This is a genomic window from Rhodococcoides fascians NBRC 12155 = LMG 3623, assembly GCF_001894785.1.
Taxonomy (GTDB): domain Bacteria; phylum Actinomycetota; class Actinomycetes; order Mycobacteriales; family Mycobacteriaceae; genus Rhodococcoides; species Rhodococcoides fascians.
Genome location: NZ_BCWW01000002.1, coordinates 35,877 through 50,025, shown reverse-complemented (window position 1 = coordinate 50,025; position 14,149 = coordinate 35,877). Strand labels below are relative to the sequence as shown.

13 protein-coding genes are annotated in these 14,149 nt (G+C 64.5%); 6 read left to right on the top strand and 7 right to left on the bottom strand.

The genetic code is table 11. From position 1 onward, the window contains the following. Position 1: 1 nt before the first annotated feature. The gene (locus RFA01S_RS06275; RefSeq protein ID WP_032406035.1) at positions 2–928 is read left to right on the top strand and encodes a 5-dehydro-4-deoxyglucarate dehydratase; all 927 of its coding nucleotides are present in this window, start codon (positions 2–4) and stop codon (positions 926–928) included. Beyond that, on the top strand, positions 928–2,196 hold the full coding sequence (locus tag RFA01S_RS06270) for a glucarate dehydratase family protein (RefSeq protein WP_032406034.1): 1,269 nt from the start codon (positions 928–930) through the stop codon (positions 2,194–2,196). The genes RFA01S_RS06275 and RFA01S_RS06270 overlap by 1 nt, the downstream gene beginning before the upstream one ends. A 7-nt stretch (positions 2,197–2,203) precedes the next feature. On the opposite strand, the gene RFA01S_RS06265 is transcribed toward RFA01S_RS06270, so the two are convergent. From RFA01S_RS06265 to RFA01S_RS06255, 3 genes are read right to left on the bottom strand one after another with little or no spacing between them, the layout of a single operon-like run. Beyond that, entirely contained in the window at positions 2,204–2,851 is a 648-nt protein-coding gene (locus RFA01S_RS06265) for a TetR/AcrR family transcriptional regulator (RefSeq protein WP_032406033.1), read from the bottom strand. Beyond that, positions 2,848–3,693, bottom strand: a complete 846-nt coding sequence (locus RFA01S_RS06260; protein ID WP_032406032.1) for an SDR family NAD(P)-dependent oxidoreductase — start codon at positions 3,691–3,693, stop codon at positions 2,848–2,850. Before RFA01S_RS06260 ends, RFA01S_RS06265 begins: the two co-directional genes overlap by 4 nt. Further along, entirely contained in the window at positions 3,690–5,228 is a 1,539-nt protein-coding gene (locus RFA01S_RS06255; protein WP_238325024.1) for a flavin-containing monooxygenase, read from the bottom strand. Before RFA01S_RS06255 ends, RFA01S_RS06260 begins: the two co-directional genes overlap by 4 nt. Before the next feature lie 12 nt (positions 5,229–5,240). On the opposite strand from RFA01S_RS06255, the gene aroQ reads away from it, so the two are divergent. Together aroQ and RFA01S_RS06245 are read left to right on the top strand one after the other, a co-directional pair. Continuing rightward, on the top strand, positions 5,241–5,942 hold the full coding sequence (gene aroQ, locus RFA01S_RS06250) for a gamma subclass chorismate mutase AroQ (RefSeq protein ID WP_052060386.1): 702 nt from the start codon (positions 5,241–5,243) through the stop codon (positions 5,940–5,942). A gap of 245 nt (positions 5,943–6,187) precedes the next feature. After that, positions 6,188–7,813, top strand: a complete 1,626-nt coding sequence (locus tag RFA01S_RS06245) for a ribonuclease J (RefSeq protein ID WP_174557224.1) — start codon at positions 6,188–6,190, stop codon at positions 7,811–7,813. An 11-nt stretch (positions 7,814–7,824) separates the two neighbouring features. Here the strand turns inward: RFA01S_RS06245 and RFA01S_RS06240 are convergent, their stop codons facing one another. Continuing rightward, entirely contained in the window at positions 7,825–8,229 is a 405-nt protein-coding gene (locus RFA01S_RS06240) for a MerR family transcriptional regulator (protein ID WP_032383326.1), read from the bottom strand. Between the two features lie 34 nt (positions 8,230–8,263). Continuing rightward, positions 8,264–9,772, bottom strand: coding sequence for a SulP family inorganic anion transporter (locus RFA01S_RS06235; RefSeq protein ID WP_032406031.1), 1,509 nt, complete (start codon positions 9,770–9,772; stop codon positions 8,264–8,266). 173 nt (positions 9,773–9,945) lie between these two features. On the opposite strand from RFA01S_RS06235, the gene RFA01S_RS06230 reads away from it, so the two are divergent. Beyond that, entirely contained in the window at positions 9,946–10,839 is an 894-nt protein-coding gene (locus RFA01S_RS06230) for a LysR family transcriptional regulator (protein ID WP_032406030.1), read from the top strand. A gap of 3 nt (positions 10,840–10,842) precedes the next feature. On the opposite strand, the gene RFA01S_RS06225 is transcribed toward RFA01S_RS06230, so the two are convergent. After that, positions 10,843–11,238 (bottom strand): universal stress protein, encoded by a 396-nt coding sequence (locus RFA01S_RS06225; RefSeq protein WP_032406029.1) that lies wholly within the window; start codon positions 11,236–11,238, stop codon positions 10,843–10,845. Further along, positions 11,235–12,227, bottom strand: a complete 993-nt coding sequence (locus RFA01S_RS06220; RefSeq protein WP_238325023.1) for a 2-hydroxyacid dehydrogenase — start codon at positions 12,225–12,227, stop codon at positions 11,235–11,237. Before RFA01S_RS06220 ends, RFA01S_RS06225 begins: the two co-directional genes overlap by 4 nt. Positions 12,228–12,570: 343 nt before the next feature. Here RFA01S_RS06220 and RFA01S_RS06215 point away from each other — a divergent pair, with 343 nt between their 5' ends. Continuing rightward, entirely contained in the window at positions 12,571–14,148 is a 1,578-nt protein-coding gene (locus RFA01S_RS06215) for an ABC transporter substrate-binding protein (protein ID WP_032406027.1), read from the top strand. Position 14,149 lies beyond the last annotated feature (1 nt).

Below are 14,149 nucleotides of genomic sequence, written 5' to 3'. Positions count from 1 at the left end.
CATGCTCGACGGAGTTCTGTTCTTCCCCGTCACCCCGTTCACCGCATCCGGTGAGGTCGATTACGACCTCCTGGCCGCTCACATCACGAAGGGTGTCGACGCGGGACCCGGTGGAGTGTTCATTGCCTGCGGCACCGGCGAATTCCACGCCCTCGAACTCGAGGAGTTCGGCAAGATCGTCCGTGCCGCAGTCGACAGCGTCGCAGGCCGCGTTCCTGTCTACGCCGGTGCAGGCGGATCCGTCGCGCAGGCAAAGGCATTCGCACACGCGGCGAAGGCCAACGGAGCCGACGGCATCCTGTTGCTGCCGCCGTACCTGGTGACGATGCCGCAAGCCGGTCTCGTCAACTACACCAAGGCCGTTGCCGCCGCATCGGATCTGCCGCTGATCGTCTACAACCGCGGCAACGCTCGCTTCACCGAGGAGTCCGCCGTCGAGGTTGCGCAGCTTCCCACGGTCGTCGGATTCAAGGATGGCACCGGCGATCTCGACCAGGTCGGCCGCATCGTCCGCGCGGTACTGGACGCTCTGGAGCCGTCGGGCAAGCCCTTCCAGTTCTTCAACGGACTACCGACCGCCGAGGTCTCCCAGCAGGCGTACCGAGCGATCGGTGTCACGCTGTACTCCTCCGCGACATTCGCGTTCGCACCCGAACTGGCACTGGCGTTCTACCGCTCTCTCGACAGCGGAAACGAAAAGCTCACTGCCGCATTGCTCCGCGAGTTCTTCCACCCGCTCGTGCGCTTGCGCGACAAGGTTCCCGGCTACGCCGTCTCCCTCATCAAGGCCGGCGTGACGATGGAGGGCATCGAAGCAGGGCCGGTTCGCCCACCCCTGGTGGACATCAGCGCACCGCACCTCGAGGAACTCACCGCAATCGTTGCCGCCGGCCGGGCCGTGCTGGCAGACGAGCTTGCGGTGCACTGATGCAAGAACCGGTCCTGATCACCGGCGCTCGAATCACACCGATCGCCTTCGTCGATCCTCCGTTGCTCAACACCGTCGGCGTACATCAGCCGTATGCGCTCCGCGCGATAATTCAGCTGGACACCGACGCCGGTGTCGTCGGACTCGGTGAAACGTACGCCGACACTGCTCATCTGGCTCGACTGGAAGCGGCCTCCACCGCCATCTCCGGTCTGGACGTGTTCGCGCTCAACGAGATCCGAGATGCCATCGATGCCGTTCTGGGAACCCTGTCGATCACCGGCGGAGACGGCGTCGCAGGCATGATCACCACGGCCAGCACCACCGATCGGGTGTTCTCCCCGTTCGAGATCGCGTGCCTGGACGTGCAGGGCAAGGTCCTGGGTCGACCGGTGTCCGACCTGCTCGGCGGCAAGGTTCGGGACTCCGTTCCGTTCAGTGCGTATCTGTTCTACAAGTGGGCAGCTCATCCCGGCCAGGAGCCCGACGAATGGGGTGAGGCGATCGATCCGGACGGATTGGTTCGTCAGGCCCGAAAGATGATCGACGAGTACGGCTTCGGGGCCGTCAAGGTCAAGGGCGGCGTCTTTCCACCCGACGAGGAGATCGCCGGAATCAAGGCTCTTCGTGAGGCGTTCCCGGAGCTACCGTTGCGGTTGGATCCCAACGCCGCCTGGACTGTCGACACATCCATCCGGGTAGCCGCCGAACTCGACGGCATCGTCGAATATCTCGAAGATCCCACGCCCGGGCTCGACGGGATGGCCGAGGTCGCGCGCGAAGCCAAGATGCCGCTGGCGACGAACATGTGTGTCGTTGCCTTCGATCACCTGAAGCCTGCCGTGGTGAAGGATTCGGTGCAGGTGGTGTTGTCAGACCATCACTATTGGGGTGGACTGCAGCGATCGAGGTTGCTCGCCGGAATCTGCGAGACGTTCGAGATGGGACTGTCGATGCACTCGAACAGCCACCTCGGAATCAGTCTGGCCGCCATGGTTCATCTCGCAGCGGCGACACCGAACTTGACCTATGCCTGCGACACGCATTGGCCCTGGAAGAACGAGGATGTCGTCGTGCCGGGGGTGTTGAACTTCGTCGACGGCGCAGTGGCCGTTCCCACCGGACCCGGTCTGGGCATCGAGATCGACGAGGACGCGCTCGCGGCACTGCATCAGCAGTACCTGGACTGCGGAATTCGTGACCGCGACGACACCGGATACATGCAGAGCATCGATCCGCGCTTCGAGAACACCTGCCCGCGTTGGTGATCGGACTCTACGTCTGCAGCGGCGCGACGATATTGGCGAGCATGGTCGCGATCGTGGCGACGACGATGCGTCGATCCGCGGCGTAGTCGCTCTGGTACCAGGTCATGGCGGTGTGGCTGATGGCACCGATGGCAGCGGTGGCGAGCAGGTCCACGTCGAGCTCCGGGCCCGACGGCACCTCGCCGGCGAACGTGCGGAGGTAGCCGAGCAGCAGGGTGCCGAATTGCTGCATCACCGTCAGATACGTCTGCTCCACGCGAGGGCTGACGCCGAGCACCTCCATCCACACCACGCGGGCCAGGTGCGGGTCCTCGACGACCCGGAAGAACGGGTCGAGCAACTGCTCGGTGACAGCCCTCAGATCACCGTCCCGATTCACCTGCACAATTGCGTCGGACACCGAATCGGTCAGGCGTGCAATGCATTCGGCATAGACGGCGAGCAGAAGATCCTCGGTCTTGTCGAAATACTGATAGAAGTGCCGGTCGGCGATCTTGGCCTCGCGGCACAGTCCACGGACGGTCGCAGCGCGGTACCCGACGCTGCCGAACACCCGCAGTCCCGCGTCCAGCAGCTGTCGCCGCCTGCGATCGTCGCGGTCGGCCGCGCTTTCACCGCCGTAGGCGCGGCCGGCCGCTTCGGACACGGTGCTCATGACCGCCGGGCATCCAGTTCGGCAGTCAGACGGATCAATTCGGCATCCCGCTCCATCGCGGCGTCCATGATCGGGTTGACGATGCCGCGCAATATCGAGATCGGGATCCAGCGACCGGGCACGGCGATGCGCGCCGCCCGGCGTCCGATGCCTCGTACGGCCACGCGGGCCAGCTTGTCCGGTGTGATCGGGCGGAGCAGTGGCGAGGGAAAGGCGCGGGCAGTCATCGCCGTAGCGACGGTGTCGCCGCCGAACGCAACGTCGGCGATCGGCGTCGCCACCCACCCCGGATACAGCACTCCCGCTGTCGCTTTCGTGCCCGCGAGTTCCGCACGCAGAGCGCGACCGAGTTGTTCCACCGCCGCCTTCGAGGCCGCGTACGGTGCGTTCGCCAGACCGTTGAGATAGGCGTACGTCGAGGAGGTGAGCAGCACGTAGCCCCCGGACTCGACGATGTGCGGCAGCGCCGCTCGCACCGTGTTCCACACGCCGACGAGGTTGACCCCGATGACTCTCTCGAAAACACCATCGTCGACGGAACGGATCGTCGATGCCAGTGCACCGCTGGAGATTCCGGCGTTGGCCATCACGATGTCGAGCGAGCCGAAGGTGTCGATCGCGGTGGCGACCGCCGCGTCGAGTTGCTCTCGCACGGTGACGTCGGCATAGGCGATCGCTACGCGCTGGTTGCCCAGCTTCGCTGCTACCGACTCAAGATCGGTCGACGCCATGTCGACCAGAACGATCGAGGCACCGCGCCGATGCAGTGCTGCCGCCACAGCAGAGCCGATACCGCCTGCCGCACCGGTTATCAGCGCTACCTGGCCCGAATGATTCTTCATGCCGATACCTCGTCCTTCGTCGTCACGTCGGTGGACGACCGATGGATGTGATGGGCTTCCGGCCGAAAACGCTTGGCCCACCGTCGGAACGTGAAGCTGAAGCCGGGGAACATGGCGACGACATGCCCGGATTTCGACTGGTACCAGCTGTGGCAGCCGCCGTCCTTCCAGACGGTGCCGTCCATCTCGCGGTGAATCGTGTCGGTGTACTCCTGCTCGGCGGCGGCAGTGACCTCGATGGCGGTTGCACCCGCGCGCTGAACTGCGTCGACGGCTCGAACGATGTATTCCATCTGCGCCTCGATGAGGAAGATGGCGGAGGTGTGCCCGATTCCGGTGTTCGGCCCGGTGACCACGAACAGGTTGGGGAAACCGGGAATCGTGGTGCCGAGGTAAGCGCGGGGGTAGGGATCCCAGACCTCGGACAGCGCCCGGCCGTCCCGCCCGATCACCGGATACGAGATGACCCCGTCGGTGGCGTCGTATCCGGTCGACCACACCAGCAGGTCGACGTCGACGTGTTCCCCCGAGGTGGTCACGATCCCGGTTTCGGTGATCTCGGCGATGCCGTCGTTCTTGTCGTGCAGGGTCACGTTCGGCTGCCCCAGTGCGGGATACAGCGTGTTGGACAGCAGCACCCGCTTGCACCCGATGGTGTAGTCGGGGGTGACTTTCGCCCGAAGCTGGGAGTCCGGAACCTGAGACTCGATGTGCTTCAGGGCAGTCCGCTGGGCCACGGCTTTCAGCATCTGCCGCGAGTACTTGAATCCGATGATGCGGGTCTCGAGACTCCAGTAGATGCCGGCTCGCACCAGCCGTCGAATGGGCTCGAATCGCAGCAACTTTCGTTGCAGCGGCGTGAATTCGCGATCGTGACGCGGCATCACCCAGTGTGGCGTGCGCTGGAAGACGTGCAACGCTTCGACGTCGGGCTGGATCGCGGGGATCACCTGTGCGGCGCTGGCACCGCTACCGACGATGGCTACCCGTTTTCCGGCGTGATCGTAGGAAGTGTCCCAGTCGTTGGTGTGGAACTGCTTGCCGCGGAACTTCTCTCGGCCCGAGAACGGAGGGATCACCGGGGTGCTGAGCGGCCCGGACGCATTGACGACGAACTTCGCTGCGTAGTCACCGCGCGACGTGGTGATCAGCCAGTGATCGCCGACCCATTGGATCTTCTGAACGTCGGTGTCGGCATGTGTGCGTTGCGGCAGACCGTTGGACTCGAGCACGTGCTGGGTGTAGCGCTCGAGTTCCTCCCGCTCGGCGAACATGCGCGACCACTGGAACGGCTCGGAGGCAATGGAGTACAGGGGACTCTGCACGTCGACTGCCGCGCCCGGGTAGCGATTCTGCTTCCAGGTTCCACCGAGAAAGGGCCTTCGCTCGAGAATGACGAGGTCGTCGATACCGCGGTCGAGCAGGGCTTTGGCGGCGCATTGACCTCCGAAGCCACTACCGATGATCACCACGGTGTGAATACGCATATCGACGAACCCCTCCAGCACAAGACGCAATCCGATGTTGCGTGTCATCACATTAAAGTGATGACGCGTGATTCCGCAATGGCGGTTCCCTTGTTGTTCACCGTCGTCGGTCACTATCGGCGTCGAACCGTCGAACGAAAGGTGCGTGAGATGTCTCCTGAGGTGTCCTTACCGGCAAACGCGTCGCGGCTGCGTCGCATCGCCAGAATTGCCGTGATCTCAGCGGTCGTACCGCTGGTCCTGTTACCGACGGCGGCGACGAGCGCGGCCGAGACGCCTGCCGAGAATCTGCAATCTCTGACCGACGTTCTTGCAGACCGTCTGGCCACCGCAGACAGCGTGGCCGCGGTGAAGTGGAAGACAGGCGGCCCCGTCAGCGATCCCGAGCGCGAGGCCCAGGTGATCGATGCGGCGCAGAACGCTGCCATCGGGCTCGGACTTGCACCAGAACGCGCAGGGACTGTGGTTCGCGACCAGATCGAGGTGGGCAAGGCGATCCAATCGCTCCGCCTGGCCCAGTGGCACGCCGATCCGGCCGGGGCTCCCGATGCGCCCGCGGACCTCGCGCCGATCCGGGAACGCATCACCGCACTCAGTTCTGCGGTGGTCACCCAGCTTGCCTCGAACGCGCAAGCCCTTCGATCACCGACGTGCTACACGGACCTCGTCCAAGCGGTCGTTGCCACGAACACCGCCCACGACAGCGACATCGTGCACGCTGCAGCCTTGGTTGCTGCATCGCGTTCACTCTGCACCCCCTGACGACACGAGCGCCGGCCGCGAGATCGACGTGGACGACGAGCTGTCCCATGGCTCGAGGACGGCCATGACACGGTCGGCATTCCACCCTCGACGGCGAGCAATGCGTGGATCTTCGGACCGGGGTCGAAGCCAGGTCGGGCGGCCCCCGTAGCGTAAGAGGCATGTCGAGATCACCACGGAACCGCAGATCCCCCGCCGCACCTCGAAAGCGATCCTCCTCAGCGCTGTCGGCAGGGCACCTTCGCGTGATCGCGACGGGCGGTCTCGGCGAGATCGGCCGGAACATGACCGTCTTCGAATTCGACGGAAAGCTGCTCATCGTCGACTGCGGCGTGCTGTTTCCCGAGGAGCATCAGCCCGGCGTCGACGTCATCCTCCCCGACTGGAGTTGCATCCGGGATCGCCTCGACGACGTCGTCGCCATCGTTCTGACGCACGGACACGAGGACCACATCGGCGGCGTCCCGTATCTGCTGCGCGAGCGTGGCGACATTCCCGTCATCTCGTCGCGGCTGACGCTGCATTTCCTGGCTGCCAAGTTCGAGGAGTTCAAGGTCTCGACGACGCTGATCGAGGTCGAGGCGGGGCAAACCCGGCAGGAAGGCCCGTTCGAGCTCGAGTTCATCGCCGTCAACCACTCGATTCCCGACGGTCTGGCCATCGCCATTCGTACCGACGCCGGGCTGGTGCTGCACACCGGTGACTTCAAGATGGAACAGTTCCCGCTGGACGGTCGGATCACCGACCTCCGGAGCTTCGCACGCCTCGGCGAGGAGGGGCTCGATCTACTCCTCGTCGACTCCACCAACGCCGAAGTGCCCGGGTTCATGGTCTCCGAACGCGACCTGGTCCCGGCCATCGAGAAGGTGTTCCGCGAAACGACGGGACGCGTGATCGTTTCGAGCTTCGCCAGTCACGTGCACCGCATTCAACAGGTACTCGACGCCGCACATGCGCAGGGCCGCAAGGTTGCGTTCGTCGGCCGATCGATGGTGCGCAACATGAAGATTGCGACCGACCTGAGCTACCTCGACGTTCCCGACGGCCTCGTCGTGGACCTCCCGAAGCTCAACCGGCTCCCGGCCAACAAGATCACCCTGATCTGCACCGGCTCCCAGGGCGAGCCCCTCGCGGCGCTGTCGCGGATGGCGTCGGGCGAGCATCAGATCAAGGTCGGCGACGGCGACACCGTGCTGATGGCGAGCAGCCTGATCCCCGGCAACGAGAACGCGATCTACCGCGTCATCAACGGCCTCGTCGACAAGGGTGCACGCGTGGTGCACAAGGGAAATGCGAAGGTGCACGTCTCCGGTCACGCCAGCGCCGGCGAGCTCGTCTACTGCTACAACATCCTCGAACCCGCCAATGTGCTTCCCGTACACGGTGAGTCGCGGCACCTGCGTGCCAATGCCGATCTCGCCATCAGGACCGGTGTTCCTCGCGATCGCGTGATCATCGCCGAGAACGGAAGCGTCATCGACCTGTACGACGGCGTCGCGCAGATCACCGGCTCCGTCCCCATCGAACTGATCTACGTCGACGGCAGTGCCGTCGGTGGCGTGACGGAGGATTCACTGGCCGAGCGTCGCCTCCTCGCGAACGAGGGCGTGCTGACCGTCATCGCCATCGTCGATCCCGACACCGGGCTGCTGGTCGACGACGTCGACTTCATCGGACGCGGATTCGCCCACGAGGCAAACGCTTTCGACTCGTTGGCCAAGGCGATCGGCAAGACCCTCACACGCGAGAGCGACGTCAAGGTTGCCTCGCGCGAAAACATTGAGAAGCGCATCGTGCAGGAATCGGCCCGCTGGGCCAAGCAGACCCTGGGCCGCCAGCCCCTCATCGTCCCGGTGGTCGTGGACGGCTAAAGCCGGTCCGGTCAGATCTGAGCTGCCGCACCACGGGTGGACAGCACCTCGGTCAGCTCCTCGGCGTAGGCGAGCTGCCGCCGCAACGTGCGGCAGCTTTCCTCGGCCTTGGTGTGGCACTCACGAACGAAGGCCGCGGCCGACGACCTCGCGTCGTCGGTCGCGTTCTCGTCGCCGAGAATGTCGAGGGATTCCAGTAGCTGTTTCATTTCGGCCAACGTGAAGTCGAGTGGCTTCATCCGGCGAATGACGAGCAGTCTTTCGACGTCGGACTCGGTGTAGAGCCGGAAGCCGCCGACGGTCCGAGCAGAGGGCGTGACCAGACCGACATCGTCGTAATGACGAACCGTGCGAATCGACAGCTCGGTTCGCTGAGCTACCTGCCCGATCTGCATGTGTACGCCGTCGTCTGTCATGTGCCGCCTCTCTTCGCCCGACCAACCACCCTAGTCAGTGCTCGGCACCCAGGTTCCCACTGAGACGATCGTGCCGCTCGGTCGACGGCGCGTTCAGGCCCACGATCTCCACCGTCTTGCCCTTGGCGGCGTACTTGGTGGTGATGGCGTCCAGGGTCGCCACGGTCGACGCGTCCCAGATGTGCGACTCGGACATGTCGATGACGACGTTCTTCGGATCTCCGACGTAGTCGAACTGGTAGATCAGATCGTTGCTCGACGCGAAGAACAACTCGCCCTTGACGGCGTAGACGCGGGTGTCGTCGTCGGGATGTGCGACGTCGACAACCTCGGTCAGGTGTGCAACCCGCCTGGCGAACAAGACCATCGCGGTGATCACTCCGACCACGACGCCGTACGCGAGGTTGTGGGTGACCACGGTGACAGCGACGGTGGCCACCATGACGAGAGTTTCGCTCTTGGGCATGCGCCGCAACGTCTTCGGGTGAATGCTGTGCCAGTCGAAGGTGCCGACCGACACCATGATCATCACGGCGACCAATGCGGCCATCGGAATGAGCGCGACGATGTCGCCGAGACCGACCACCAGGATCAGCAGGAAGGTGCCGGCGAGGAACGTGGAGATACGGGTGCGGGCACCGGAGACCTTCACGTTGATCATGGTCTGGCCGATCATCGCGCAGCCGCCCATACCGCCGGTGAATCCGGTGACCAGATTCGCCACGCCCTGGCCCCAGCCCTCACGAGTCTTGTTGGAGTGCGAGTCGGTGATGTCGTCGACGAGCTTGGCCGTCATCAGTGATTCGAGCAGACCGACCAGGGCAATGGCCAGAGCGAACGGCGCGATGATCGACAGGGTGTCGAACGTGAACGGTACGTCCGGGATCAGGAACGACGGCAGCGAGGACGGCAGTTCACCCTCGTCGCCCACGTCCGGGACGGCCAGCGCGAAGACGAGCGTGACGGCGGTGAGGATCACGATGGCGATCAGAGGTGCAGGCACGACAGAGGTGAGCTTCGGCAAGAAGAACATGATGAGCAGTCCGACGGCCACCATCGGGTAGACCAACCACGGCACCCCGATCAGGTACGGCACCTGTGAGGTGAAGATCAGGATAGCCAGGGCGTTGACGAATCCGACCATGACACTGCGCGGGATGAATCGCATCAACTTGGCGACACCGAGGACGCTCAACACGATCTGCAGCACTCCGCCGAGGATGACCGCGGCAATGAGGTAGTCGAGGCCGTACTCGCGAGCCAAGGGGGCGACCACCAGGGCGATCGCTCCGGTGGCCGCGGAGATCATCGCCGGTCGACCCCCGACGATGGAGATGGTGACGGCCATCGTGAACGACGCGAACAGGCCGACGCGTGGATCGACACCGGCGATGATCGAGAACGAAATGGCTTCCGGGATCAACGCCAGCGCCACCACCAGCCCGGCAAGAACCTCGGTCTTCAGTCGCCTCGGTGAGCGCAACGCACCCAGCACCGAGACGTCTTCGACGGCGGTGCCGGGCACCTGGGCAGCTCGAGACACGACGACTCCGTTCGATGGTTACGAGGGACGACAACCGGGATGGGCGTCCACTCCGCGAGCAACTCTACTCTTACCGGAGGGAAGGTTACCAATCACTGAAGCACGGACGACGTGCGCTAGATTTATACGAAAAGGCACGCCGGAACTCCCAGCGCGATGCAAGGAATGAATCGATGTTCTCGCTCAACAGGCTGTCCTGCTTCATCGCCGTCGCCGAGGAATTGCACTTCGGCCGCGCCGCCGAACGTCTCCACATGACGCAGCCGCCGCTCAGCAGACAGATCCAACAACTCGAGAGCGAAGTCGGCGTGCAGCTGATCGACCGCACGAGCCGGTCGGTGACCCTGACGGCCGCGGGATTGGCCTTCCTACCCGAGGCCCGACGCATCCTCGACCTCGCCGAGGGCGCACTGCTGACGGTGCGACGCGTTCCCACCGGAGACTTGGGGACAGTGATCGTGGGCTTCACCGGGGCATCGGCGCATGCGGTGCTCCCGCAGCTGCTCGACGCCGCGCGCGAGAAGCTACCGGACGTGAAAATCGTTCTACGCGAGATGGTCTCGGCGGTACAGATGGAGTCTCTGGCCATCGGCGATCTGGATCTCGGGTTGGCCAGACCCCCGCTCAAGCGACCGGGCATCGCGTCCCGGCCGGTGCTGCACGAGTCGTTGATCGCGGCGATGCCCGAAGAACACCCGCTGGCCGAGAAGGACGAACTGTCGGTAGAGGACTTCGACGAGCAGCCGATCATCATGTACTCGCCCGTCGACGCGCGGTACTTCCACGAACTGCTGATCAGCACCTTCACCATCGTCGGGGTCTCACCGCGCTACGTGCAGTACGTGACGCAGGTGCACACGATGCTGGTGCTCGTTCGCTCGGGAATCGGACTGGCCCTGGTACCCGAGTCGGCGTCGACCATGCGGCCGGAAGGCGTTGTGTTCCGGCCGGTTCGGACCGTAAAGGAACGCCCCGTCGAACTCGACGCTGCCTGGCGCGTCGACAACGACAACCCGGCACTGCACCGCTTCATGACCGACGTGCTGCCGACGCGCGAGTGGGCGTGACGACTACCGCGGCGTCCCCACCGGCGGCTTGACGGCCGTCACCGGGCAGTGCGCCTCGAGCAGTACGCGCTGAGAGATGCTGCCCATGAACAACTTTCCGACGGGCGATCGACGTCGGATGCCGATGACGACCAGCTGAGCCTGCTCGTCGAACGACAGGTCGATCAGGTTGTCGGCGTGCGAGCGGCCGGCCTCGTTGTCGTGAATCTTCGTCGTGACACCGACCGCCGACGCCTCCTCGCGAGCCGATTCGACGGTGGCAGCGAACTCGGCGTCTGCCGCGCTGTTGTCCTCGGCGACGATGAGCAGATCCGTTCCGCGCATCTGGGCCTCGCGAAATGCGAAGGGCAGCGCGCCTTTTCCTTCGGTGGTCGGCGAGTAGCCGACGACGACGGTCACTTCGTCACCGGCGTGACGAGGGAGCCGTCGGCCAGGAATCGATCGAGGTTCTCCAGTGTCAGTGCTTCCATGGCCGCGCGAGTCTCCACCGTTGCGCTGCCCACGTGCGGCAGCAGCACCACGTTGTCCATCGCGAGCAGAGAGTCGGGCACGTTCGGTTCGTGGGCGAACACGTCCAGACCCGCACCGGCGAGCTGCCCGGAGGCGAGCAGTTCGATCAGCGCCTCCTCGTCGACGACGCTTCCGCGGGCCACGTTGATCAGATAGCCCTGCGGCCCCAGCGCGTCGAGCACCGCGCGATCGACCAGATGGGCCGTTCCCGAACCGCCCGAAGCGGCGACGATCAGTACGTCGACGCTCTCGGCGAGCGCTACAGGACTGGCCGCGTACACATACGGTGAACCGTCGATCTCGTTCCGGTTGTGGTACGAGATGGGGCATCGGAATGCGGTGAGCCGGTCCGCGATTGCAGATCCGATCCGGCCGAGCCCGATGATCCCGACTCGTTTGCCGGTGACCTGACGGGTCAGCGGAGTGTTGCCCTCGGCCGGCCAGCGGCCGGCCCGTACGAATCGCTCCGCGGACGAGAGCCCACGCACGGTGTCGATCACCAGGCCGACAGCGAGATCCGCGACGCAGTCGGTGAGCACGTCCGGGGTGTTGCTGACCCCGATGCCACGCTCGGTGGCCGCGTCGACGTCGGTGGTGTCGTATCCGACTCCGAAGTTCACGACGGCTCCGAGCTGCGGCAACCGCTCCATCAGCGCTGCGTCGACGCCGGTTCGGCCGGAGGTGACGACGGCGGTGATCGACGGGCCGTGCTCGGCCAGGAACTGCTCACGCTCGTCCCCGTCGGGCAAGGTCAGCGCGTCGTAGTCGGCAACCAGAGTGTCCATCAGGGACGGCTTCAGCGGCCCGACTCGGAGCACGCGGCCCCCTGGGCGTGAATCTTGTTGCAACACAGACTTTTCCTGTTGACCGGTGGTCACCGTTGTTCTCCTCGCGATGTGGTGGAGCGTGCGCGTTTCCTGTACGGTATGCCGCTTCTCGGATACCTGTCCAACACGCAAATAACATGGACCGATACCCAAACGGCATGAACATGACCCTCAGCATGCAGGTAGACCTAACCCGTTTGGACGTTCGACCTGCTCAGAGGCGCTGAACTGCGAGCATCCGCACTGATCCAGCACGATTGTGACGTGGATAACGGGCCGAAACGTCGCTTTCGTCCGGTTGACGGTGGAGATCACCCACTCCTACCGTGTGTCTACCGTCACAGATCCGAATGCGGCTCGATGACGCGTATCCCTTTTCCCACTGGAGGCCACCATGAGCCCTGCACTGTCCGTGCAGCAGGGACGGACCCATCGCGTCGCCGCTATTGCTGTTGGCGCACTATCACTTTCATTGATCGCAAGCGGCTGCACCGTCGCGAACTCGAGCAACGGAACCGCAGCCCGCGCAGACACCCTGCGCATCGTTCTGCCTCAGGAACCGCCCACCCTCGAAGCCTGCGACGTATCGCTGACGTCGGTCGGAGTGGTCACGCGCTCGAACATCACCGAGCCGCTGATGGAGCGCAATCCGAGTACCGGTGATCTCGAACCGAAGTTGGCGGACTCCTGGGAGCAGACCTCGGACACCGAGTGGACGTTCGCCATTCACCCCGGCGTGACGTTCAGCGACGGCAGCCCCTTCGAAGCCGAGGATGCAGCGTTCTCCATCGACCGCACCGTCAACTCCGAACTGGGATGCAACGTCGAGGGATATGTCTTCGGCGACGCCGATCTGGTGGTGAAAGCCGTCGACCCGTTGACGCTGACGGTGCAGTCACCCGAGCCCGATCCCATTCTGCCGCTGCGGCTCTCGTTCGTGGAGATGGTTCCGCGCACTGCGAGCTACACCGAGCGGGTGCGCGAGCCGATCGGCACCGGCCCGTTCGCGATCGAGCGGTGGGACTACGGCCAGAAGCTCTCGCTGGTACGCAACGAGACCTACTGGGGTCCGAAGCCCGAATACGCCAGGGCCGAATACCAGTGGCGCAGCGAGGGCAGTGTCCGCGCGTCGATGGTGACCAACGGCGAGGCCGAGATCGCCACGTCGGTCGGACCGGAGGACGGTGCAGGCGACCTCGGCGTGGCCTATCCCAACAACGAGACCACGGCACTGCGCATGCAGGCCGCGCAACCGCCACTGGACGACATGCGGGTGCGGCAGGCGATCAATTACGCCATCAACCGCGACGGCATCGTCAAGGCGCTCTTCCGTGGACTCGGTTCCCCTGCAGCACAGCTCATCTCCGAGGGTGTCGTCGGCTACAACGAGGACCTGACGCCGTGGCCCTACGACATGGACCAGGCACGCACGCTGATCGACGAGGCGCGGGCAGACGGGGTACCGGTGGACACAGAGATCCGCCTGATCGGACGCACCGGACAGTTCCCCAAGATCAACGAGACAGTGGAGGTAATCCAGAACTCGCTGTCCAAGATCGGCATGAACGTCAAGATCGAAATGATGGACGCCGCAGGTACGGCCGAATACCAGGAACGTCCGTTCCCGAACGTCGGGCCGTATCTACTGGTGATTCAGCACGGCAACCAGGCCGGCGACTCCGCCTTCACCGTCGATCAGTACTTCACCAGTGACGGGTTCCAGAGCGCTTACGGCACAGCGGACTTCGACAAGGAGATCGCCGCCGCCGGTGCACTCACCGGAGAAGACAGGCAGGCCGCGTACGCGCAGGTATTCGCGGACGAACCGAAGGACATCATGCAGATGGCCTATATCGCACACATGAACGGGGTGCTCGCCAAGGCCGCCTCGGTCGACTACACGCCGGACTCGGCCACGGTCGACGAAATGCATCTGGCCGCGATGACCCGCGCCGAGACCGAGAGGCCCTGAC